The organism is Mucilaginibacter gilvus, from assembly GCF_004054195.1.
GTDB classification, from domain to species: Bacteria; Bacteroidota; Bacteroidia; order Sphingobacteriales; family Sphingobacteriaceae; genus Mucilaginibacter; species Mucilaginibacter gilvus.
In genome coordinates this window covers 163,193-186,335 of the sequence record NZ_SBIW01000007.1, presented here as the reverse complement: position 1 = coordinate 186,335, position 23,143 = coordinate 163,193, and the positions used below count along the sequence as shown (strand labels likewise).

Annotated in this window: 20 protein-coding genes; 6 read left to right on the top strand and 14 right to left on the bottom strand. The window is 45.8% G+C overall.

The features are described from left to right. Positions 1–5 precede the first annotated feature (5 nt). Together EPL05_RS15215 and EPL05_RS15210 are read left to right on the top strand one after the other, a co-directional pair. The gene (locus tag EPL05_RS15215) at positions 6–1,208 is read left to right on the top strand and encodes a hybrid sensor histidine kinase/response regulator (RefSeq protein WP_128534835.1); all 1,203 of its coding nucleotides are present in this window, start codon (positions 6–8) and stop codon (positions 1,206–1,208) included. A 38-nt stretch (positions 1,209–1,246) separates the two neighbouring features. Then, on the top strand, positions 1,247–1,609 hold the full coding sequence (locus EPL05_RS15210) for a response regulator (RefSeq protein ID WP_128534834.1): 363 nt from the start codon (positions 1,247–1,249) through the stop codon (positions 1,607–1,609). A 244-nt stretch (positions 1,610–1,853) separates the two neighbouring features. On the opposite strand, the gene EPL05_RS15205 is transcribed toward EPL05_RS15210, so the two are convergent. Further along, positions 1,854–2,381, bottom strand: a complete 528-nt coding sequence (locus EPL05_RS15205; protein WP_243837303.1) for a cold-shock protein — start codon at positions 2,379–2,381, stop codon at positions 1,854–1,856. 5 nt (positions 2,382–2,386) lie between these two features. Here EPL05_RS15205 and EPL05_RS15200 point away from each other — a divergent pair, with 5 nt between their 5' ends. Then, complete coding sequence (locus tag EPL05_RS15200) at positions 2,387–4,189, top strand: DNA topoisomerase 3 (RefSeq protein WP_128534833.1); 1,803 nt, start codon at positions 2,387–2,389, stop codon at positions 4,187–4,189. Between the two features lie 16 nt (positions 4,190–4,205). Here the strand turns inward: EPL05_RS15200 and EPL05_RS15195 are convergent, their stop codons facing one another. The 13 genes from EPL05_RS15195 to EPL05_RS15135 all read right to left on the bottom strand — a co-directional run bounded on the left by EPL05_RS15195 (position 4,206) and on the right by EPL05_RS15135 (position 19,662). Continuing rightward, entirely contained in the window at positions 4,206–5,579 is a 1,374-nt protein-coding gene (locus EPL05_RS15195; RefSeq protein WP_128534832.1) for an aspartate kinase, read from the bottom strand. Between the two features lie 373 nt (positions 5,580–5,952). After that, positions 5,953–6,711: a type I methionyl aminopeptidase gene (gene map, locus EPL05_RS15190; RefSeq protein WP_128534831.1), complete on the bottom strand. Its 759-nt coding sequence runs from the start codon at positions 6,709–6,711 to the stop codon at positions 5,953–5,955. Positions 6,712–6,768: 57 nt separating this feature from the next. Next, positions 6,769–9,366, bottom strand: coding sequence for an MGH1-like glycoside hydrolase domain-containing protein (locus EPL05_RS15185; protein WP_128534830.1), 2,598 nt, complete (start codon positions 9,364–9,366; stop codon positions 6,769–6,771). 8 nt (positions 9,367–9,374) lie between these two features. Continuing rightward, a complete protein-coding gene (locus EPL05_RS15180; protein ID WP_128534829.1) occupies positions 9,375–10,445 on the bottom strand; it encodes a dipeptidase in 1,071 nt (356 codons plus the stop codon). A 51-nt stretch (positions 10,446–10,496) separates the two neighbouring features. Then, entirely contained in the window at positions 10,497–11,597 is a 1,101-nt protein-coding gene (locus tag EPL05_RS15175) for a D-TA family PLP-dependent enzyme (protein WP_208394763.1), read from the bottom strand. A gap of 21 nt (positions 11,598–11,618) precedes the next feature. Next, positions 11,619–12,086, bottom strand: coding sequence for a RidA family protein (locus EPL05_RS15170; RefSeq protein ID WP_128534827.1), 468 nt, complete (start codon positions 12,084–12,086; stop codon positions 11,619–11,621). A gap of 163 nt (positions 12,087–12,249) precedes the next feature. Continuing rightward, complete coding sequence (locus tag EPL05_RS15165) at positions 12,250–13,350, bottom strand: hypothetical protein (protein ID WP_208394762.1); 1,101 nt, start codon at positions 13,348–13,350, stop codon at positions 12,250–12,252. 85 nt (positions 13,351–13,435) lie between these two features. Beyond that, on the bottom strand, positions 13,436–14,248 hold the full coding sequence (locus tag EPL05_RS15160) for a hypothetical protein (protein ID WP_128534826.1): 813 nt from the start codon (positions 14,246–14,248) through the stop codon (positions 13,436–13,438). A 26-nt stretch (positions 14,249–14,274) separates the two neighbouring features. Beyond that, positions 14,275–15,819 (bottom strand): phosphatase PAP2 family protein, encoded by a 1,545-nt coding sequence (locus EPL05_RS15155; RefSeq protein WP_128534825.1) that lies wholly within the window; start codon positions 15,817–15,819, stop codon positions 14,275–14,277. 15 nt (positions 15,820–15,834) lie between these two features. Then, positions 15,835–16,770, bottom strand: a complete 936-nt coding sequence (locus EPL05_RS15150) for a hypothetical protein (RefSeq protein WP_128534824.1) — start codon at positions 16,768–16,770, stop codon at positions 15,835–15,837. 194 nt (positions 16,771–16,964) lie between these two features. Beyond that, positions 16,965–17,516 carry a hypothetical protein gene (locus tag EPL05_RS15145; RefSeq protein WP_128534823.1) on the bottom strand — a complete coding sequence of 184 codons (552 nt, stop codon included), beginning with the start codon at positions 17,514–17,516 and terminating at the stop codon, positions 16,965–16,967. Between the two features lie 325 nt (positions 17,517–17,841). Continuing rightward, the gene (locus EPL05_RS15140) at positions 17,842–18,963 is read right to left on the bottom strand and encodes a glycoside hydrolase family 130 protein (protein ID WP_166727725.1); all 1,122 of its coding nucleotides are present in this window, start codon (positions 18,961–18,963) and stop codon (positions 17,842–17,844) included. A 6-nt stretch (positions 18,964–18,969) separates the two neighbouring features. Beyond that, positions 18,970–19,662: a class I SAM-dependent methyltransferase gene (locus EPL05_RS15135; RefSeq protein WP_243837302.1), complete on the bottom strand. Its 693-nt coding sequence runs from the start codon at positions 19,660–19,662 to the stop codon at positions 18,970–18,972. 295 nt (positions 19,663–19,957) lie between these two features. Here EPL05_RS15135 and EPL05_RS15130 point away from each other — a divergent pair, with 295 nt between their 5' ends. Genes EPL05_RS15130 through EPL05_RS15120 form a run of 3 tightly spaced genes read left to right on the top strand, consistent with a single transcriptional unit; the run spans position 19,958 to position 22,968 of the window. Further along, positions 19,958–21,172, top strand: a complete 1,215-nt coding sequence (locus EPL05_RS15130) for a glycosyltransferase family 87 protein (RefSeq protein ID WP_128534822.1) — start codon at positions 19,958–19,960, stop codon at positions 21,170–21,172. A 4-nt stretch (positions 21,173–21,176) separates the two neighbouring features. Next, the gene (locus EPL05_RS15125) at positions 21,177–22,184 is read left to right on the top strand and encodes a glycosyltransferase family 2 protein (protein WP_128534821.1); all 1,008 of its coding nucleotides are present in this window, start codon (positions 21,177–21,179) and stop codon (positions 22,182–22,184) included. Next, the gene (locus EPL05_RS15120; protein WP_128534820.1) at positions 22,165–22,968 is read left to right on the top strand and encodes a polysaccharide deacetylase family protein; all 804 of its coding nucleotides are present in this window, start codon (positions 22,165–22,167) and stop codon (positions 22,966–22,968) included. Before EPL05_RS15125 ends, EPL05_RS15120 begins: the two co-directional genes overlap by 20 nt. The last annotated feature ends 175 nt before the right edge of the window (positions 22,969–23,143 follow it).

The following is a 23,143-nucleotide window of genomic DNA, read 5'->3' as shown; positions in this document are numbered from 1 at the left end:
AGCTGATGCCTGTAAAAATATTATTGGTTGACGATAACGAAAATAATCTGTTATCGATGGAAGTAGCCCTGGAGAACGTAAATTATACCTTTTTCAGGGCAAACTCGGGCCGCGAAGCGCTCCGGGTATTATTGCATGAAGACGACTTCTCCCTGATACTGCTGGACGTAAAAATGCCTATTATGGATGGTTACGAAACTGCCGAACTGATCTACCAACGGGATAAGCTAAAGCAAATACCTATAATTTTTATTACCGCGCACGATTATGAGGAAGCCGCTATGTTTAAAGGGTACAAGGCAGGCGCGGTAGATTTTATCAGGAAACCTTTTAATGCCGAAATACTCCGGTCGAAAGTTGCTGTATTTGCCGAACTTTATAAAAAGAATCAGCTATTAAGGAGACAGGAGGAAAAACTACAGCTGATAAATAATGATCTGGTGCAACTGAATCACGAGTTGGAGCAGCGGGTAATGGAGCGCACCGTGGCTCTGGAAAGTATGAATAGAGACCTGCAGGCACTCAATCTATCCAAAGATAAATTTCTTTCGGTAATGTCGCACGATTTGCGTAACCCGTTAACGGCCTTAATGGTATCTGCCGAAAAATTGAACGCTAACCAGGAGAACCTTAATCAGCAACAGGTTAAGCAATTGTCGCAGATCATTTTCCGCACCTCCAACAAACTCCTTAATCAGCTTAATGAGATAATAGAATGGGCCAAAAAGCAAAGCCAGAAAACCAGTTTCTACCCAGAAAGGATACGGCTTGCAAAGGGCATTGAAGAGTCTTTGGAACTTCTGAGGCCCAACGCACAGCAAAAGAAGATCACGCTGCAAAACAATACGCCTAAAGATATGGAAGTAATGGCAGATGCCCTTATGTTGCGGTCCATCGTTCAAAACCTGGTAACCAATGCCATAAAATACACGCCGGACGGCGGCTCTGTAGTTGTAAATGCTAAGCAAAACGAGCAGATGGCCTGCATCTTTGTTGAAGATTCCGGTATAGGCATGAACGCAGATATTAAAGAGCGACTTTTTAAAAACCCCGGTCAAAAGTCATTATCGGGTACCAATAACGAACAAGGCAGCGGTCTCGGCCTGTTTTTGGTTAGCGATTTTGTAAGCCAGCACGGCGGGCAGATTGATGTGGAAAGCAATATAGGTACCGGTACTACGGTGAGGTTTACCATCCCCGCAGTATAGGAACTTATTACAAACGAATGTTATAGCTGGATGAAATAATGAGCAAAAAAATACTGATCGTAGACGATGACCCGGACATCCTCGAAATTTTATCGCTAATACTGTCAGACACCGGATACGAAACCATGGCTTTGGCGCATGGCCAAACCATTTTTGACGATATCAGAGATTTTGAGCCGAACCTGGTTTTAATGGATGTGATGCTCGCAGGCATGGATGGCCGGGCGATATGCAAAAATATAAAGGAGAACCAATTCACATCTGCCCTACCCGTTATCTTAATTTCCGGAACACATGACCTTTCAGATTCATTACGACTGCAAGGAGCGCCGGATGATTTTATTGCCAAACCTTTTGAGTTAGATTACTTACTTTCGAAAGTAGCCCAGCAATTCTCCTAAGCTTGTAGAAGCTAACTTCCGTAGGATAAAAAGAGCATAGCTGCGCAAGTCCTCCAGATTTCCATAGGTAATTTATCAAACTAATTATGTACTAAAAAGACACTTGGGCCCTATTCTCGCCCAAAAACCAATGCTTGTTTTACCAGGAACTGGCAACATTATATTTAGACGCCAAAGCCTGCGCTATGATTGTCAGAAAATTAACGGTGTTTACCAGCGTGGCAGATGAGGAAGTTCCTCATCATTATTTCGGCACGATCTTTACCTTAATCGCATTCAATCCTTTTTGCCCCTGCTCTGTTTCGAATGTTACTTTATCATTCTCTCTTATCTCTTCAGTTAAGCCGTTCACATGAACAAAAATGCTTTCCTGTGTAACATGGTCGCGAATAAAGCCAAAGCCTTTGGCGCTGTTGAACATGGATACAGTTCCTGTACGCAACTTATCCTGTTCAGTTATTTCTGCCTGTTTTGGAACGCTGATCTGTATATCCTCGGTAACGATCTTTCGGCGCTTAGTCGGATCTGGCGGCGTTGAGGTGATATTACCATTCTCATCGATGTAGGCCATCATATCATCAAGCGATTTACCTTTAACAGCACTCGCTTTCCGATCTTCCGCTTTCTCTTTTTTGTCCTTTAATTTTATCGATCTTTTCTTTTCGCGTTCTTTTTTACTAAATGTTTCAGTGGATCTGCCCATGCACAAAGATACCATCATTTCTCCACAAAGGTTGCAGTAGGCGGCGTATTTTTCTACTTTCGCCGTCATTGCCTATGAAAGTCATCATTGCTGAGAAGCCGTCCGTTGGAAGAGAGATAGCTAAAGTGTTCGGGGCCACCACAAAAAAGGATGGTTATATAGAAGGCAAGGGCTATACCTTCACCTGGGCTTTCGGGCATCTATTACAATTAGCAGCCCCACAGGAGTATGGCTATTACGGGTGGAATGTGCAGAATTTACCTATGCTGCCCAAAAAATTCAAACTGGCTATTCGTAAGATCAAAACAAAAAATGGTCTTGTAGAAGACCCGGGCGTGCGTAAACAACTCGATATTATTAAAACATTGTTTGATGAAGCCACGGAGATTATTGTTGCAACGGATGCCGGGCGCGAAGGCGAACTGATCTTCCGCTATATTTATTACTACCTTAAATGTAAAAAGCCATTTAAGCGGCTCTGGATCTCGTCGCAAACCGATGCAGCCATCAAAGACGGCTTCCGGAACCTAAAGCCGGGTACTGATTATGATACGCTGTTTAATTCGGCACATTGCCGTTCTCAGTCCGATTGGCTGGTGGGCATGAATGCCACACAGGCTTTAAGTCTGTCATCCCGCTCCCGGGGCGTATTATCACTTGGGCGTGTACAAACTCCTACCCTGGCGATGATCTGCGCACGCTACCTCGAAAACAAGAACTTTATACCGCAAACCTACTACCAGGTCGCTATGCAACTGGATAAGGATGGACAGTTATTTAAAGCTATCTCGGAAAAGAATTTTAAGACCAGGGAAGAAGCCCAGGCGGTACTAGACTTAGTAGAAGCTGCGGGTTTGATAGAAAGCGTGGAGGCTAAACCAAGGAAAGAACCTCCGCCCCTATTGCACGATCTGAGCAGCCTGCAGCAGGAGGCCAATAAACGTAAAGGCTTTACGGCTGACCAAACCCTTAGCCTGCTGCAGAACTTATATGAAAGTAAACTGGTGACCTACCCGCGCACGGGCAGCCGTTACATAGGCGATGATGTATTTGCGGAAGTGCCTGCGCTCATCGCAAAATTTAACCATCACACAGAGTTTGGTAAACAGGCTACCTTGTTGGGCGAAACAAAGTTAAACAAGCGCAGCGTGAACGCTAAAAAGGTAACCGATCACCACGCGATACTGCCAACCGGTGAAACTCCCCGAAACCTATCTGCCGACCAGCAAGCTATATATGACATGGTTTCGGGCCGGATGCTGGAAGCTTTCCATGGCGATTGTATCAAAGAGATCACGAAGATCACGGTGCTATCCGGCTCCAAATTCATGGCCAGCGGCACGGTGATCCAAACGCCCGGATGGCGCGCGGTGTTTAATGACAAGGACGAGGAAAAGAAAGATGAGGAGAACGCTACGCTCCCTAAAGTAACGCAGGGCGAAATCCTTCCAATTGTTGATAAGGCACTCCTCGAAAAACAAACTAAACCTAAGCCATTGTATAATGAGGCAAGCCTGCTAAAAGCACTTGAAACAGCCGGCAAAGAGATTGACGACGAGGAACTGCGGCAGGCAATGAAAGACAGCGGACTGGGCACACCAGCCACACGGGCGGCAATGATAGAAACATTACTGAAACGTAATTACATTGCCCGCGAAAAGAAGAACCTGGTGCCCACATCAACCGGGCTTTCGGTTTATGAAGTTGTGAAAACACACCGCATAGCACAGGCAGAACTTACCGGGGCATGGGAGAAACGACTGGAAGAGATCCGGGGCGGTGCTTCGGTAAGCGAATTCCAGGAGGAGATCAAAACCTATACACGTGATATTACCCGGGAGCTGCTGCTGGCCGGAAAAGAAATGGTATTAAGTTGAAGCCGGCAAGTAAACGTTACCCCAAAGCCTGATTTAAAGCGATAATGGCAAGTTTAAACTGCTCGCGCGCCACCAGGAACTGAATATTCACTTTTCGCAAAGCCATACCGGTGCTAATGATATTGATATCATGTTTGGCAAGTGCAGCGGTGCTCTTAGCCAAAAGGCCCGGCTGATCCATATTGGTGCCAAGCAGACAAACCATGGCTACTTCCTCTACACGTATTTTTTCGAATAAACTTTGCAGATCGTTTATCAACCCAGGTACGAGGTCTTGCTCCCAGATCACTATAGAGATACTGTTGGCGCTGGTTACTTTAAAGGTGTAACTAACACTATGCTTAAAAAACACCTGCATGATCTGCAGATCACTGCCTACATTCCCCACCATCAATGGGTCGTAAATATCGATAAGTAACTGTTGGGCCGTGCCGGTGATCACCTCCACACGCTTTAGTTCGGATACATAATCGCGGGTGATAAGTGTGCCGGGATGAGACGGCTCGAAAGTGTTTTTAATTCTCAGGTGTATCCCATTTATTTCCAGCGGTTTTGATGCTTTAGGGTGGATAGCTTCCATACCAACATCAGCTAACTGGTCGGCTATATCATAATTGGTATTGCCAACAGGTTTAACATTTTCAATGCCAACCAAAGCAGGATCAGCGGTAGACAAATGGTATTCTTTATGAATAATGGCCTCCTGTGGCTTAAGTATCTCAGCTATCTTGCTGAACGTTACTTCAGAATACCCCCTGTCAAACTCGCGCATAATGCCTTCTATACCCTTTGTATAGCCGGTAACAATGCATAAACAGGTTTTTAGATCGATACCCGAGAAAGCATCTTTAATACGTTCATCAATCTTGAGGGCACGTTCATCATCAAAGCCGCTCAGATCTACCAGGCGGGCATTTATGCCTTTCCCTGCCAGGATGTTTGTTAATACATAGGCAGAATGTGTTTCGCCTATAGAGGCGAGGATTTCCCTTGCGGCCTGCAGCACCCCCTCGTTCACGTAGCCTGAAGCAAGCATAATGGCTGCGCTTTCTAAATAGGTACGGGCTTTCGCCACATGGCCCATAATAAAGTCATCAGCCTTTGTAACATCAAGCCCTAAACCGGCATATTCCGCGTTTATCTCCTTAAGTTTTTCAACAATTGCCGCCAATGGCGCCTGAAAATCTGCCCGGGCGGCTACTCTACCGTACACGCCCGGTGCCTTTGTCTTTTTGTTTTCCAGTAGCAGGTTGGTAACGCCCGAAAATGCCGACACCACAAAAACGCGGTTATAAAGGGCATCGCCTGTACGTTCATGAAAAATAATATTATCGATCACTTCTTTTAGGGCACTCATAGAAGTGCCGCCTATTTTTTCAACGGTTAACATACGTGCGAAACTATTAAATTTTTAGAAAAGCTTTGAATCGCCTTCAAATAGACCATAAAATCATATTTTCGTTTACGATCACTAAATTGTAGCGTCTTTTTTATAAATGCCACTGCTTATCGCTTAAATCGGTTGGATAAATTTTCATGCTAATTGCGTTTGTTGCTACTCACAGTTAATATTTATTTATCCGGCCAGCGATGGCCTTTTTATTCACTTCTCAACAAATACTCATTTTTCTTAACTCATTTTTAAACAGGCTCTAAACGGTTAAATAAATTTGCCTTTAAAATACAATTGGCCGCCTTAATCGCCCAAACAATTCGCAACCAGTCCAGTCGGTTTGGTGCGAAACGCCAGCGGATAGCTGCGCTCAGATCAAGTTTTTGGCAGTGAGGACCACTGGTGCTCCTCCTGTAACTAAAATAGTATGCTCATGCTGAGCGACGAATCCACCTCTTTCCCCCGTCAACGTCCAGCCATCAGCCCCGGTTTCCGCGTAATTTGATTTTGTGGAGATAAAAGTTTCAATAGCAACTACGCTATGTTTTTTGAAACGGGTGATGTTGGACCTGTCGCAATAATTCGCTATCTCGTGCGGCGCTTCGTGTAAACTTCTGCCCACGCCATGGCCGGTTAGGTTTTTGATAACCTTAAACCCGCGCAACCTGGCTTCAGTTTCTATTAATTTACCTATCTCAGAGATTTTAACCCCACCACGGATATTACTGATCGCCTTTTTCAAGATCTCGTTCGACGCATTTACTAAAGGTTGATGTCCAAAAATATCTTGCTCAAGAATAAATGAGCCACCGTTGTCTGCCCAAAAACCATTTAATTCGGCAGAGACATCAATATTTACCAGGTCGCCCTTTTTTACTATTTTGCTACCCGAAGGTACACCGTGTGCTATTTCGTTGTTAACACTTATACAGGTATAGCCTGGGAAATTATAGGTCAATTTTGGGGCCGAGCGTGCGTTTGATCTTTTCAACAGCTCACCTCCAAAATCGTCCAGTTCTTTTGTGGTGATTCCCGGTTTGGCGTACTCTCTCATTTCTTTAAGGGTGAGCGCAACTATTTCACTAATTTCCTTTATCCCTGCTAACTCTTCTTCGGTTGTGATTGACATATTATTGACTAACGTAATTTAAAATTACAATATTATCCGTTTGGTTACAGGCGCCGCTTAATGATACAGGCAATTCGCAATCAACCCCGTCCACCCCGTTTGGTGCGATGCGCCTTTGCCGCTGCCATTATCGCCGTCGAAGTATTCGTAATAGAGGATGTGACTGTTAAACTCGGGGTCGGTTTGTAGTTTTTCATTGTTGCCGTATACAGCACGCCTCCCGTTTTCGTCGCGAAGGAAGATCCGCGAGATACGGATATAAATTTCGTTTGCAACTTCTTTCAGGGTCATCATATTGCCGCTGCCGGTGGGGCATTCTACTTTGAAATCGTCGCCATAGTATTGGTGATAGGTGTTCAGGCTTTCGATAATGAGATAGTTCATGGGCATCCAAACCGGGCCGCGCCAGTTGCTGTTGCCGCCAAAAAGGCCGCTGTCGCTTTCGGCAGGAATGTATTTAATGCTGAAATTATTGCCGTAGATATTTACGCTGTAAGGGTGTTCGAGGTGATATTTAGAAAGCGAACGGATTCCATAAGCGCTCAAAAACTCGTTCTCATCCAGCATATAACGCAGCAGGCTTTTCATGCGGTAACCGCGCAGCAGACTGATGAGATGCGTGCCCCCTGCCCTCACCTCGTTCCAGCGAGACACCAGTGAGGCCAAGTCGGGACGGTTGGCGGTGAACCATTCCATCCGGCCTTTAAAAATAGGGTTATCGGCAATCGCGGCTTCGTCCAGTACCTCGGCGGCAAATAGCGGGATCAGGCCGACAATGCTGCGAACGCGCATCTTTTCAGCATTGCCATTGGGCAGGCGAAGCTGGTCGTAGAAAAATCCGTCGCCCTCGTCCCAAAGCCCGGTATTGTCTGTGCCCAGGGTGGACATAGCTCCCGCTATATAAATAAAGTGTTCAAAGTATTTCGATGCTATATCCTCGTAAGCCTTGTTGGTAGCGGCAAGTTCCGTTGCAATACGCAGCAGGTTGAGCGAATACATGGCCATCCAACTGGTGCCGTCTACCTGTTCCAGATGGGTGCCGTCGCCAAAACGCATGTTACGGTCGAACACGCCGATATTATCCAGGCCGAGGAAACCACCTTCGAAAATATTATTGCCTACTGCATCCTTACGGTTTACCCACCAGGTAAAGTTCAGCATCAGTTTATGGAAGATCCGTTCTAAAAAGTAGGTGTCGCCCACGCCGCCGTTATTGGCCTTATCCAGCAGGTAGATCTTCCAGGTGGCCATGGCATGCACCGGCGGGTTGGCATCGCTAAAATCCCACTCGTATGCTGGTAGTTGACCATTGGGGTGCATATACCAATCCTTTATTAGCAGGGTAAGTTGATTTTTTGCAAAAGCCATATCCACGCTGGCCAGCGGGATACAATGAAAGGCCAGGTCCCAAGCCGCAAACCAAGGGAACTCCCATTTATCGGGCATCGAAATGATATCGCCCCGGTTATTAAATTGCGGCCATTTGCTGTTGCGCCCGGTTAAACGCCGCTCGGGTGGTAGCGGCTGGGCCGGGTCGCCGTTCAGCCATTGGTGAATATCGTAATAGTAAAATTGCTTATTCCAAAGCATCCCGGCGAAAGCCTGCCGTTGGATCATGGCTTTATCGCCAGTTCCTGTAGGGTGCAACTCGTTATAGAAGGTATCCGCCTCTGCTTTGCGAGTAGCGAACAATTCATCAAAGGAGGTAAAGTCGCTCTCTTTATTGGGCGATAATCTTAGGCGGACGGTATAACTCCCTTTAGCCGGGATGGTAATATCGTAGTTAGCCGCGGCCTTTGTGCCGGTTTTACCGGGATTTACGGTTTCTGCCCCGTGGATGATGTAGTCGTTAATGCCATCCTTATAAAAGCGCTTGCCATCATCAAAATTATTGAACCGTTTGGTATTGGTTTCGTTATTACAGAACAGCAATTCCGGTGAGCCTTCGGCTGTTAAGTAAAGTTCGCCCAACTCATGGTGACTGACACTGATCTGATTAGCCGTACCGACCGACAAAGATGATTCATCGTGCCCATACCCTAACGACCAAGTGTTACGGAACCACAGCGTGGGCAGTACATTTAAACTTGCCTCGGTATTGCCACGATTATGAATAGTGACCCTGATACCGATATCGTCCTGATCCTGCTTGGCGTATTCTACAAAAACGTCGAAATACTCGTCGTTATTAAAAATACCGGTTTCTATCAGTTCAAATTCCGGGTCGTTACGGCCTCGGCGTTTGTTTTCTTCTAATAAAATTTGGTAAGGAAATTTCTGCTGCGGGTACTTGTACAGCATTTTCATGTAAGAGTGCGTGGGCGTATTATCAAGGTAATAATACAGCTCCTTTACATCTTCACCGTGGTTACCCTCGCTATTGCTGAGGCCAAAATAGCGCTCTTTGAGGATAGGGTCCTCCTTGTTCCAAAGCGCAATGGCAAAGCAAAGCAACTGTTCCTTATCGCTGATGCCTGCTATACCTTCTTCGCCCCAGCGGTAGGCCTTGCTGCGGGCCATATCATGCGTGGTAGATGACCAGGCATCGCCGTTGGCGCTGTAATCCTCGCGCACGGTTCCCCATTGGCGGTCGCTTACGTAGGGGCCCCACTTTTTCCAACTTGTTGCTTTTAACCTGCCCTGCTCTTCGTTCATCGTATTATTTATTTCCAGGCGCTCCTTAAGAACCTCAGCCAGTTGCCATGCATCATATTATCAATATCGTCATCGGTATAGCCACGTTTTTTTAACAGCGCGGGTACGTTCTGCAGATCAGCTATGGTTTCCAAATCGTAAGGGCATTGCTCTTTACCAAAAGCGCCATCCAGATCGGTACCCATGCCAACGTGCAGGGTGTTGCCTGCCAGTTGGCAAATATGGTCTATATGGTCTGCCATCACTTCCATGTTGCAACTCATCCCTTTAGGGGTTGATTGCCCCCTCACCCATCCGGGCACCATCATCCAGGCATCCAAAGCGGCACCTATTACAGCGCCTCTGTCTATCAGCGTCTTTATCATTTCATCGCTGTACTGGCGGTTATGATTCACCAGCTCGCGGCAATTATTATGGCTTGCCCAAATATGCCCGTTAAAGTTATCCAGTGCCTGCCAAAAAGCATCGTCGCAAAGGTGGGTGGCATCCAGTATTACATTCAGGCGCTCCATTTCTTTCAGCAGCTCCAATCCATTTGCACCCATTTTACCTGTGGCATCGGTGCCGTTAGCATATCTGCCCGGCCCGTAATGCGCAGGGCCCACAGCGCGGAGGCCATTGTTATAAGCGCGTTCTAAATAACTTACATCTACAAAAGAGTCAGCACCCTCTAAACTGAGGATATAGCCAACCTGTTTTTTTAGATTGTCTTCTCCATCTGCCCAAAGCTGTAAATGGCTTTCGAGCAAAGCGAGGTTGTTTATTTGTACCATTTCACCGGCATCTTCCATGGCATTGTACCAAGCCAGCTGTCCCTGGGTTTGCGCCCAGGCCTGTTGCGGCGAGTGCCAACCCGGCAAATTATTATCGGGCGCAACGTAGCGGCCTATCTGCGTAGCAACCACCAGCCCTATGTTCCCTTTACGCAGCTCGGGCAGGGAAACCACACCGATACCGCGGTCGGGTTTATCGGTTAACCCGGCCTCGAGGGCGTTGATAGCTGCAATGGGCTGTGTTAGGTCGCGGTTCCATTCCAGCGCGTTCATGCTGAGGTCGAGGTGGGCGTCTATAATAAACATATTGTTAGGATTTCACAGATTACTTTTAGGATTACCCAGATAGAATGATTTTTAGATACTGATTTTTCTATCCCTTGCTACATTTAACCACTCACCAATAATGCTTTGATTTTCAACAGTTATAGCGCGTTCATATAAAGCTATTGTTGGGCAAATATGATAAGGTAAACCATACAAAATATCGCCTACTTTAAAATGATGATTGGGGCCTGCATCGGCCACCAGGTGTTCTTCGCTTTGGCTTTTAAACACAAGTTCGGGTGCGTTGAGGAAGTAGATCCGCTTACTCAGCTCGTTCTCCGCCGATACGGATTTATGCCCTACATCAATGCAAACCTTCGTTTCATCCGGCAAGGAAACAACCCTGGCAATAATTAAGGCTGCGGTTTGAAAAGGCTGCTCTTCAAAAGCAAGCTCATACCCCCTATCCCAATAGGCAAAGGTACCGGGGCTGCATTCTAATCCTTCCCGCTGCGCGATGATAGGGAAAGTTGGCGAACCACCGGCTATCACTACTGGCGCGGGATAGCCCTCATCATATATGGCCGAAGCCAGTTCCAGCACAGGTTCAATAGATTCGTCCGATCGTTGCTGCCTTACTCCGTAATCAACATCGTGGATGTGCCCGTCGTAAGCGTGGAGGCCTTTTATGGTAATACCTTCTATTTCCGCGCAGGCCTGGTACAATTCTAAAGCATCCGCGGGACTGATACCTGTACGATTCATGCCAATATTCAGATCGATAAAAACGGGAACTATTAAGTCTTCGTTTAAAGCAGCTTCGGCAATGGCCGTTGCAGTACCAATATTATCAACCAGGCAAGAAAAAACAGTATCGGTGAAAGTTTTGGTTAGCCGGATAAACCTTGCCAGCTTTGGCCCGTTGGGCTGATATGCCAGTAACACATCCGGCGCATTACAAATGCCCAGCATTTCGGCCTCGGCAATGGTGGCGCATTTAAATTTACCAATGCCTGCCTGCAGCATCAGTTTGGTAACATCCGGGCTTTTATGCGTTTTTACATGCGGGCGAAGGCGCGTAACGTCATCAACCATGGTTTTCACCAGGCTAATGTTGTATTTTACCCTATCGGGATAAACCACTAATGCAGGTGTATCCAGTTTATCAACGTCGTTTATAGTGTACCACATAGCTGTCGTCCACGCGTTCATTTAGTCCTCTAATTCAAATAAAGCCTCTATCTCCACGGGGATATTATCAGGCAATGAACCCATGCCTACGGCACTGCGTACACCTATGCCATTATCCTCGCCCCAAACAGCGGCAAACAACTCGCTCGCTCCGTTTATAATAAAAGGGTGCTTTTCAAAATCAGAAGTACAGTTTACCATACCCAGCACTTTTATTACACGCTTAACTTTATTTAAGCTGCCTACGTGGGCTTTTATGGTAGCCAGGATAGCTAAACCAACCTGCCTTGCAGCAAGCTTACCTTCTTCGGCGGTAAGATCCTGCCCTATGCGACCGATGATAAGGCTACCATCGCTTTTAACCGTTCCGTGGCCAGATACGTACAGGTACTTTCCATCAATTAAACAAGGTTTGTACACTCCAAGCGGTTTTGGGGCTGGAGGCAAAATAAGCCTAAGGGCTGTAAAATTTTGTTCGGCAAGTTTCATGTGGTAAAACTATTAAAGAGTTGGCACAATATTCATCAATAATACGCAATAAGACATTTAATGGACACGAATTTCGCAATTCATTATCTGGCGTTTCTTAAACTGAAAAAGCCGGGGTCACTACGCCCGGCTTTTAACTAATTAATTAAACACATTTTATAAATTATAATTTGAACGATATGCCAAGGTTTACCGCGTAGTCTGCAAACGCCGCGTCGCCGTGATTGTCTACGCCGGTTAATTGCGTAGAAATTTTATCAGGTACGCTTTGGGTACGGTTACGTACAATAGCTACCGGTACAAAAGTATAAATAGAGAATTTGCTGATACGGTAAGTTACACCCGGCTCAATAGAGGTAATGTAACCCGGCCTGCGGAAACCATTGCTACCGCCAACAAGATCTTTAACCGGAAGGCACTCGTAACGGATACCGGTCGAGAAGTTAAATTTACCTGCGCCATAGTTTGCACCGGCTCTTACCATCAACTGATCGGGTACGCTCATGATATCGCTGCCATTGGCAACTGCCTTGGCGCTTGGTGTACCACCACGTGCAGACGACACACCGTTCAACTCGCGCGGGCTGATGAGGTAGTAAAAACTACCGTACAAGCCAAATTTATGCGAAAAGTTGTAATAGGTGTTGATATCGGTTGTGATGCCGGTACCGCCATCTCCTAACTGGATAGACTGATCTACCGGGCCAAGCGTTTTAGCACCGCCGGTACCAGTGTTGTAAAAATAATCCTGGTAGGTATATGAGCCTGTAGGCAGTTTTAAACCTAAACCTATCTGTATGTTCCCTTTTTTGGCTTTAGTCGGGTTTAATAACCAAGCGTAAGCTTTTAGGGTGATATCGCCAACGCCGAAAGAATGGGTAAGGCGGCGCTCTTTGCCACCATGCTCATACAACGATGAGCGGCTATTTGCCAATACAGGGATATCTAACGAGAACGACCAGCGGTTATTAAATATGCGGGTAAGGGCAAGGTCTTGCGCGTAAGAGTGATTTATTACGTTAGTACCCAGCGCTATACGTTGTTTTTGCTCCTCGGAGCCTACAAAGTGCTTGTATGACCGGTAGTAACGGCTATTGCTGTTAAACAACCATACGCCGCCCGAAGTTGTGCTGTCTGGGTGTTCGTCCATATTACAAAGGCCACCGGTACTACGGATAGCTACGCAACCTTGAGCTTTTACTTCGGTTTTAGTCAGGAATAAGAAGACGGCGATAGCTGCCGCGAATTTTAATACAATTTTCATGATAATGTGGGCTTTAAAAATGGTAGATGTAATTTTACTGCCCGCCAACAAAGGCACGTAGTAAACCCGGTATTTTACCGGGAATTTATAATTGGTTAGTAGGTTCTTGTTTAGTAATTTTTTGCGGAGAGGGTATGCTGAAACCGGATGGTATTCCTTTAAGCGCGAACCATAATGCCAGTATTGCCCCGTAGCTCCCGCCGCGTTCTATCCATTCAAAAACTTCGTAATGCGGATAAAACAATTCGGTGGATATCTTCCAGATGAACAATACAAGCAATATATTTCTAACGGGTTTGATGAGTACGATAAGCGCAGCCGTTATCTCAAAAACGCCAACCATTACCGCAATCTTACCCGGGTGCGAAAACCCGAGCGAAGCGTACTGGTTTAACAGACCTTTTTTTTCAATAACATTTAACCAGCCATGCCCCATCAGCAGTAAAAAAACCACCACCTTTAAACAATGACTTACAGTTTCCATTGTTTTTGGGTTTACCTGCGCCGATGGATCTATCGGCACAAATAATTGTTTCCAGTTTTTTACACCGCCGGATAGGATGAGCAACGCCAATGGCGTGCCAAAATTGCCTGCCCGCTCTATCACTTCTGCAAGAGGCTCTCCCGACATGGGCCTTAAAAACGCCGTGAACGTACCCCACACTACCAGCCATAGGGCAATGGCGCGTACCGGGTATACCAGCATAATTACTCCCATTAAAATATCGAAAGCACCAACCCAGGGCATCAGCGAATAGGCGGTTATCTTACCAATACCAAACACCGCAAAATAATTGCACCAGATCTCTTTGGTAATTACACCAAAAACACCGTGGCCAATAAAACACATCGCTATAGCTATGCGTAAAATATAATGCAACTTTTGTTCGGTTCTCATCAGCAATAATTCTATCTCTGTTATTTTTAGTTAGATCCGTCAGCCTTGCCTTTGTTGACAGCAAACTCGCCAACTTTAACGCCGGTAGTTAAACCAACAGTGCAATCGTTACGATAATGGATACCACCATAAAGGCGCGACATGCCCGCCTCGTTAGCCATTGCTATAAACTCTGTGGCACGTTCAGGCACCAAATAACCAAGTACGGTAGCGGCAGCACCGCTAAACGTAGCGTGCCCGGAGATGTAAGACGGGAAGTTTGGTATACCTGTAAGCGTTTTTATGCCGGCCACCATTTGCGTTGGGCGCGGGTTAAAGTAAAAATACTTAGTATCCCAGCATACAATGGCAGCATCCATTTCGGCCATGTTCAATAATGCAAGGTTGCGCGCCCAGCGTACTTCGCTGTAGTTATGTTTTACAAATTCTTCGGCGGCAATAGCGTTCCAGTGGCCGGGGGGCGTTGTAGTCCCCACACCATCTGCCCAAAAGGCAACGATGCGTTCGTGCTCGCGGCTATGGTCGTTACTCATGGCCATTACTTCCTGCATGTCCTTTTCATACTCAGCAGTACCTTCCTTAAAAGGTGCCGCAGGGCGAATTGCGGCTACAGTGCCGGCCGGCAACAATATTGGGGTAACGTTAGGGAACAATGGCAACATCGGCGGACGATGCGGCAACTCAAGGCTTATCCATGGTGTGTTGCCTGCGGCGGTTGCAACTGTTTCAAATTTAGTCCAATCGTCTTTCACGCCAGCGGCTAAGTTAGCTTTGTCTCCACGGGCGCGTGCTAAAAATACGGCTGCAACCTGTTTGCCTAAGTTTTCGCCTGCATCCCAGTCAGACCGGGTGTTGGCACCTGCCATTAAACGGTACAATTTTTCTTCAGCAACTTTTTTCTGTATATAATCCAAATCACCGGGGAATAACAGCACCATCATTTGCGCGGTAACACCGGCAACAACAGCGTCTTCGCTTGGGTAAGCAGGCAGATCAGATTTTGGAACCAATGCCTGCACATTTACATCGTTTTTGTACGGTGCCGCACGATTGAATGATTTTTTAAACTTCCAGGCCTGTACCAACGCATCGTATTGCGCAGCGCTTACATAAGCATAAGCACGGGCCGCATATGGCGGGTTAGAAAACGGGAACAGCGGGTAAGCCAATGGGTTTGTAGCGCTTGGGAAGGGGTAAGTCCCGTTGTCATTTTGGTATGGCGGCAGGTTGTGTTTAGCGACCAGTTCGCGCAATATCTCGTTCCAGCGCAATACCGAGCCAGCGCTCCAGTATTTAATAATATCTTTTTGTTCGCTGTTGAGGTTCTTCTGATAGCTTTTTATTTCATTCAGATCGGCCAGATAATTTGGCGTGGTGATGGCCTCTGGTGTAGCTACCGTAAAAGTTGATGCACCTGTTAAAATGGGTACCCAGGTATCCGCGTTCAGATCGATATTGGCCGGTGCCAATGCAGGGAACTCCTGGTTACGCTCGGTAATATCTTTTTTGCACGATGCCACAAAAAGAGCCGCCGATAATAATGCTGATATATATAGTATTCTTGTTTTCATGATTTTCTCCCCTTTTTATTTCTTTTCTTTTTTTACCGAAAAAACATAATCTATACCACCCATTATTTGAAAGTTTTGGCCTACGTTGCGGCCTGCTACTACATAATTGCTGCCTGCGGTAAACTCAAGCCCTCTTATAGTTTGTGGCATATATTTTACTAAACCACCTATTGCGGTGGCATTCATACGGTTGCTTGGGAAAGGCATGTTATTGCGGGTGATATCAAAACCGCCCAGTGTAGTATATTTTGTTGCAATAGCTTCTACATTTAATAAGAGGCTGCGGAAACCTGCGCTAACTAAAAAATTTGTGGCATTTGGCAATGCTACCTGGTTGGTATAATGCATTTCGGTGGTATAATAAGCATCGCGGTCAATAGTCATGTTGTCCCTGCGGATGTATTGCCCCGCGCCGGCAACAAAAAATCTGCCTATCTGGTAGTTCACTAAACCGCGTACGGCAATGCTTTTACTGCGGCTACCCAGTGCAAAAGGCAAATAATCTCCCTGGTAATTACCTACGGGGATAGAGCCCGAAGCAATGGCATGGAAGCTAAGCAGGCCTCTGCCAATTTGCTCGCGCACAGCCATCCACTTAAAAGCCAGGTTAATATCCTGAAAACCGCGCTGGCCGCGTAATGTACCTGCACTTGCCTTAGTTGTAATGTACGGCGTAAAGGCAGATATATTGATGCGGTTGCTAAGCCCGTAAACAACCCCAACGTTGTAAATATTGCTGCTTATATCGCCAAGGTTTAAATTTTCGCGTTTAAGGGTGCCTTCCCAGTAGTGGTCCCAGTTATTATGGGCGTACATGCCTGCTACGCATATATAGTTTTTCGGGATCATGATAGCATCGCTTTCTGTTTGCGCACAAACGGTTTGTGACAGGGCAACAAAAGCAACAATACCGACACAATACCTGTAAGTATATTGTAAAAGATATTTCATAAAAAGGAATTAGGATAAAATTAATTAAGATAAAAATTCAGCGTAACTTGGCTTACAAGATAAGCGCGGGTATAAACATATATCCTTTACATTTTTTACCGGGTAACAACACGGCGAAATGCAAGATGAATAACTATCCCCCTATGATGAGGCACAGTAAAAAATGTAAGGGATACAAAATCAAATATATTTTGTTAAGCGCTGAAATTGGGCGGTTTGCCCGGAGATTCAATGTAAAGATTGGTTAACTTTGTAGATATAGGGTTCTCATGTCCTTTCAAAGTTTGGGAGAATGTAACAAAGCTGTAATGAACAACAGGGTTGTTGTAGTCGATACCATTAGCGGCTTTCTTCACCTGCGCATCGGCACCTTTTTTGTTCAGCGGTACATCGCTTACATCTTTGGCTACAATAAGGTTGGCGCTCACCAACCGTGTTTTTACACTATTGGCAATACACACCAGGTACATGGTATCCCGGGTCATTTTTACGCCAACGTAGTTGTAATAATTATCTTTTAATTGAATTTGGCCCTGTACGTGTTCGTAATCGGGCCAGTCCTGTATCGCGGGCATATGCACAGGCAGTTTTATCTGCACAAGCTGTGTAGCATCTACTTTGTTCTCGTAAATCTGCTTAACAATTTGCGTTTCGGACTGATGGATGAAATATTGAAAGAACAGGCCGTACCCCCCTGTATAAAACAGGTGCACACTTAATAACAGTATCGCAAAAAACCTTTTCACTAAATCTGGTGCCAATTAGGGGTATAATTCGTTGGTAAATATATATGAATTAATTTCATTTGCAAACAAATTGAAATGTTTATTGTATCCCCGCAAAATTGTTACAGTGGAAAATGTGCGGATGGGCAAATGAAATTGGATAAAATTCTTCAAAATGATGGCATTGCTTGCGGCCGGGCTTTACGATCATACGCCTGCAGGCATTACGCGCAGGCTTGTATCCGCTTCAATCCCTAATGCTATTTTCTGAACCGTATAACAAGGGTTAGTTGGCCTTCCCTTTTACTTCATCATTCAAAATTCGGCGTTCGATATTAAATCCCTCCTACTTCCCCGGCGTATAAATGGCCACCCCTACGCGCGAATCGGCGCAACCGTAGTATAAAAACCACTTACTTTTAAAATACACCAGCCCTTCCATAAACACCGTGCCTGCCGGGTATTGCCCGCTTTTTTCGAAAGCTTCCTGCGGAACAAAGAATGGCTTATCTAAGCGACCAATGAATTTGGTAGGATCCGTTGACGAAAACATTACCTGCCCCCCACAATAAGAGTTGGCTGTATAATTTTTATCGCCATATGTAGGGTTGTTTTTGCCATTGTATAACAGCACAATGCCTTTGGCTGTGATTATAGCGGGCGGCCCGCATTCGGTGAGGTCGCTGTCGAAGTAGTTGCGGCGAGGGGATATCAGCGCATTCAGCGTGCTGTCTTTATTAATTAAGGGTTTCCAGTTCACCAGGTCGGTAGAGGTAGCGGCATAAACCCCGGTTTCGCCCCAGTACATCCAGTATTTGCCGTTTATTTTGGCGATCACCTGCTTGCCATTCACCAACTTAGTAATAATAGAGGCCGATTTACTGGCTATTTTATGAAACTTACCATTATAGGCTTTCCGGAATATAGGCCCGTGCTTTACCCAGGTTTTTAGATCTTTTGAGGTAGCAACGCCAAGGTGCGGCAGGTCGTGGTTCCATTGGGTGTAGAAAACAACGTAAGTACCGTTTGCTGTCATGGCAACACGCGGGTCTTCGCAGCCGCCTGTCCATTCAAACGCTTTTTGGCTATCGTTTGATGGGTAGAGCACCGGTACCGGCGAACGCTTTACCGTGGTGCCGTTGGCGCTCTCCGCCAGCCCGATGCGCGAGGTTCTGCCCCCTATCCCAGTGCCCGATTTATCCTCGGCGCGGTACAGGATATATATCTTACCATTTTTGACGGTAGCTGCGGGGTTAAAGGTATCATTGCTTTCCCAGTCAACGCTGCGCTTGTACATCGGGTCGTTAAAACGGGTGGTGCTATCCGGGCTGATGAGTGGGTTTACCCCGGCCGGCCTTACAAAAGGGCCAAAAGCCCACGATGGAAGTTTAGTTTGGGCCTGTAAGGTGCCTGCGGCTAATAATAGCAGGCAAAGGGTTTGTATGGTTTTGTAAAAGGTTTTCATCATAATCAGTTAATCTAAACGCATTAGCTTCGCCAGGTATCCGTCCATATCATCTTCGCCCGGTATTTCTATTGCCCAGCCCTCTTCGGCGGCAACCTGTATCAGTGTATCTGCATCAATGTAAAGCCATTGAAACCATTCGGTCTTTTGCCCTTTGTAGGCATATTGGTACCACAGTTCGCCGTAATAGGAGTCGGCGGGCAGGTCGCCCTCAAACAAATAAGCAATATCAGAAGAATCGAATAATAATTGTCCGCCCGGTTTAAGGAGTTTTTTGGTATGCTGTAAAAATACACGTAATTGTTGAATATTGCCACAAAGCCCTATCCCGTTCATCAACAATAAAAGGGTATCGAATTTCTCGCCGATGTAATTGAATATGTCGTGCTCAACGGCTTGTTTCACACCGCGCTCCTGCATAATAGCCACCGCCCTGCCCGATATATCCATCGCTGTAACCTCAATGCTCCGTTGTTGCAATAGTAAGGCGTGGCTGCCCGCCCCTGCGCCAATATCCAGCACCCGGCCCTTGCATTTTTCTAAGGCCAGCAACTCCAGATCAGGCATCTCGTCGCCGTTACGAAAATAAACGTCCAGCGGCATTTCCTCTTTTGGGCCGTATTTGTTGTTGATGAAAAGCTTGGCAGGCTTCGCTATTTTAAAGTGATCCCACAAAGCCTGCCCGAAAATATCGTTCGCCAAATTATTTAAGTTTTATTGGTCAAAGAAAAGCATTGTACGCTAAAGTTGAAAATGCCTCCGCTAATCGATCAAAAAATGATTGTTTAAACATGTTTAGCAAGTATTAGCATGGCCAAATTAACAGGCATTTATCAGTATTTAACTCCTCCAAAAAAGAGGTCATTTTTGTAACATTTTGAATACAATTTCAAAAAATGAATTATCTTTATCCCAATAATTAATAAAAACTATTGTACAAACCGCTGTTTCATTAGTCCGGCTTTCACCGTACTCTTGGTCAGTAACAAGATCCTCAATGACCAACATAGGGCAGCCGAACCTGTTTATCAAATTTCTGAGCAATAAATACATCATCCTATCGGCCTGGATACTCATCGCCGTTTTCTATACTTTCAACTACATCGGGTACGGCTCCATCAATAACTATCTTATTTTTAAATACACTTATTTTAATGCCTCTATGGGGCAAAACTTGTACGCCAATTACCCGCAATATTATGCGGACAGCAACCATTACGGCCCCCTATTTTGCCTTATCATAGCTCCTTTTGCTTTATTGCAAGGCACGCTCGGCATTTACCTGTGGCAGGTGTGCAACGTTGTATTTCTTTTCGCCGCCATCCAGCTCTTGCCATTAAGCACCCTCAAAAAAAATATCATTTGCATTATATGCACGCAGGAACTCATCCTATCGTTAAAAGAGTTTCAAACCAACGGAGCAATCGCCGCGCTTTTGATAATTACCTGGGTACTGGTAGAAAATAAAAAGGATTTTTGGGCCGCCCTGTTTATTATGCTTGGCCTGTTCATCAAGCTTTACGGCATTATAGGCATAGTATTTTTTCTGCTCTCCAAGCAAAAAAAACAGTTTATATACGGTTTGCTGGTTTGGGCGGTGGTGTTATTTGTGTTGCCGATGCTCTTCTTTCCGCCGCATTTTATCGCTTATTCGTACATCGATTGGTACAATTCGCTATTAAATAAGAATGTACAAAACATGGGAATGGCCACACGCGATCAGGATATCTCGGTGATGGGAATGGTACGCCGCATGCTTGGGCACCATGTGAGCATACTCCCTGTATTATTCGGTGGTTTGGTTTTATTTGTGGTATCGTCCCTTAAATCGTATATGGCCGGCGATATGCGCCCAAAACTATTAATGCTGGCATCGTGCCTGTTATTTGTGGTGCTTTTCAGTACCGGGTCTGAGCAGTGTACGTATATTATCGCGTTCGCTGGCGTCGCCGTTTGGTTTATGTCGGCCCCGCAGCCGTTAACTAAATGGCAGATCGCTCTTTTTGTATTCGCGTTGTATTTTGGTAGCCTTTCCCGTACAGATATTTTCCCGGGCTACATCAAAAATAATTTCATGGTGCCCTACGCGCTAAAAGCATTGCCATGCCTGCTGGTATGGCTTGCTGTAATAACCGAAATGCTGGTAAAAAAACCGGCACCTCAATTTATACGGGGTACCGAACCCGCAAAAACAATTGCCCCTACCTATTAAATATATGATAGTTCCAAAAAATCGAACAAAAGCAGTGAACGACCACCAGAAAAAGGTATCGGTTGTTGTACCTGCATTTAACGAAGAACAAAATTTACCAATATTGATACAGGGGTTGCGCAAGGTCTTTGCCACCCAGCCTTACGATTACGAATTTATTTTTGTAGATGATGGCAGTAAGGATGAGACCGCCAACTTGTTAAAGACCCTTAACAGCCAGGACAACCGCATCCATTATATTAAACTAAGCCGCAATTTTGGCCACCAAAACGCCTTAAAAGCAGGTTTGGATTATGCCGACGGCCACTGCGTTATTTGCATGGATGGCGACTTGCAGCACCCGCCAGAGCTGATCCCCGCGTTTTTAAACAAATGGGAGGAAGGTTACGATATTGTTTACAGCAGGCGCAAATCTGCTGCGGAAACCTCCTTATTTAAGCGCACTACATCCAACATGTTTTATGCGCTGGCTAACCGTGTATCAGAAATTAATATGGAACCTGGCACTGCCGATTTTAGGCTTATTGACCGTAAGGTTGCCGATGCCCTGCTGCAATTTAAAGAGATAGACCCCTTTTTGCGCGGCATTATCAAGTGGCTGGGCTTTTCGCAATACGGCATCAATTACGTGGCCGATCCGCGCCACTCGGGCGAGAGTAAGTATTCGTTCATTAAAATGGTACGCTTTGCCTTCCAGGGCATCACCTCCTTCAGCATCCGCCCGCTTTACTTTGCGGTTTACCTGGGTTTCGCTTTTTCGGCGTTAACAGGCATTTGCTTGCCGTATGTTTTGTATAGCTACTACACCGGCGATGTTACGGTAGGTTACGCCTCGGCGGCCTGGGCATCTATTTTAATGTCGATATTCTTTTTAGGCGGCCTGCAGCTGATCATTATGGGTATTATTGGTATTTACGTGGGTAAAATATTCCTGCAAACCAAGCTAAGACCAAATTATGTGATAGAAAGCAGCAGCATTAACCAGCACCGGCATGATCTTGTTGAGTTTTGATATAGAAGAATTTGATATGCCGCTCGAGTACGGCAAAACCATTTCTTTTGACGAACAGATAGCGATATCAATCGCAGGCACCGAAATTATACTGGCCATGCTGCAAAAACAGCAGGTAAAAGCCACTTTTTTTTGCACCGCAACCTTTGCGCTTGCTAAACCGCAGCTTATTAAAAGAATGATAACCGAGGGGCACGAGGTAGCCTCGCACGGATATTATCATTCTGCATTCGAGCCCGCGCATCTGCTCAGCTCTAAACTGGTATTAGAAGGCATTACCGGCCAGCCAATAACGGGCTACCGCATGGCACGTATGATGCCGGTTGACGAAGCCGAGATCCACAAGGCCGGCTACCTGTATAACAGTTCCATCAACCCCACATGGTTGCCCGGGCGTTATAATAACCTAAAAGTTTCGCGCACTGTGTTTTGGCAGAGCGGGGTGCTGCAGTTGCCTGCATCGGTAAGCCCCATGTTAAGGCTACCCCTATTTTGGCTGGCGCTGCATAACTTCCCTATGTGGTTTTATAAATACCTGTGCCATAAAACCTACCGGGCCGATAAATATCTTAACCTGTATTACCACCCCTGGGAGTTCACCGATATTACAGATAAACAAAGGTTTGGTTTCCCCGGCTATGTAAGTAAAAACAGCGGTGAGGCAATGCTGCGACGGATGGAAGATCTGATTGTAAGCTGTAAGCAAAAGGGATTGAAATTTGGGACGATAAGTGCGTATTTGCAGGCAAGTGGAGTGGCTTTAAAAGCGGCTTCTGCCGATTAGCAGGCTTCCACCCCCTATTGCCTTCCGCGCTTGTTTGACTTTAGCACACGCTTTATCCGGGAAAAACACCCACCCTCTCCGGGCTATTTACGGTATTTGCTTCCAAACCGGTAGAGTACCTTCGGGTAACAAACTTCGGTATAGCTTAAACAGTAAGAGCAAGTTTGTTATATTC

Excerpts from the sequence above, each read along its gene's own strand:
- EPL05_RS15215 (WP_128534835.1), top strand. The coding sequence starts at position 6 with ATGCCTGTAAAAATATTATTGGTTGACGATAACGAAAATAATCTGTTA.
- EPL05_RS15210 (WP_128534834.1), top strand. The coding sequence starts at position 1,247 with ATGAGCAAAAAAATACTGATCGTAGACGATGACCCGGACATCCTCGAA.
- EPL05_RS15205 (WP_243837303.1), bottom strand. The coding sequence starts at position 2,381 with ATGACGGCGAAAGTAGAAAAATACGCCGCCTACTGCAACCTTTGTGGA.
- EPL05_RS15200 (WP_128534833.1), top strand. The coding sequence starts at position 2,387 with ATGAAAGTCATCATTGCTGAGAAGCCGTCCGTTGGAAGAGAGATAGCT.
- EPL05_RS15195 (WP_128534832.1), bottom strand. The coding sequence starts at position 5,579 with ATGTTAACCGTTGAAAAAATAGGCGGCACTTCTATGAGTGCCCTAAAA.
- map (WP_128534831.1), bottom strand. The coding sequence starts at position 6,711 with ATGTCAATCACAACCGAAGAAGAGTTAGCAGGGATAAAGGAAATTAGT.
- EPL05_RS15185 (WP_128534830.1), bottom strand. The coding sequence starts at position 9,366 with ATGAACGAAGAGCAGGGCAGGTTAAAAGCAACAAGTTGGAAAAAGTGG.
- EPL05_RS15180 (WP_128534829.1), bottom strand. The coding sequence starts at position 10,445 with ATGTTTATTATAGACGCCCACCTCGACCTCAGCATGAACGCGCTGGAA.
- EPL05_RS15175 (WP_208394763.1), bottom strand. The coding sequence starts at position 11,597 with ATGTGGTACACTATAAACGACGTTGATAAACTGGATACACCTGCATTA.
- EPL05_RS15170 (WP_128534827.1), bottom strand. The coding sequence starts at position 12,086 with ATGAAACTTGCCGAACAAAATTTTACAGCCCTTAGGCTTATTTTGCCT.
- EPL05_RS15165 (WP_208394762.1), bottom strand. The coding sequence starts at position 13,350 with ATGAAAATTGTATTAAAATTCGCGGCAGCTATCGCCGTCTTCTTATTC.
- EPL05_RS15160 (WP_128534826.1), bottom strand. The coding sequence starts at position 14,248 with ATGAGAACCGAACAAAAGTTGCATTATATTTTACGCATAGCTATAGCG.
- EPL05_RS15155 (WP_128534825.1), bottom strand. The coding sequence starts at position 15,819 with ATGAAAACAAGAATACTATATATATCAGCATTATTATCGGCGGCTCTT.
- EPL05_RS15150 (WP_128534824.1), bottom strand. The coding sequence starts at position 16,770 with ATGAAATATCTTTTACAATATACTTACAGGTATTGTGTCGGTATTGTT.
- EPL05_RS15140 (WP_166727725.1), bottom strand. The coding sequence starts at position 18,963 with ATGATGAAAACCTTTTACAAAACCATACAAACCCTTTGCCTGCTATTA.
- EPL05_RS15130 (WP_128534822.1), top strand. The coding sequence starts at position 19,958 with ATGACCAACATAGGGCAGCCGAACCTGTTTATCAAATTTCTGAGCAAT.
- EPL05_RS15125 (WP_128534821.1), top strand. The coding sequence starts at position 21,177 with ATGATAGTTCCAAAAAATCGAACAAAAGCAGTGAACGACCACCAGAAA.
- EPL05_RS15120 (WP_128534820.1), top strand. The coding sequence starts at position 22,165 with ATGATCTTGTTGAGTTTTGATATAGAAGAATTTGATATGCCGCTCGAG.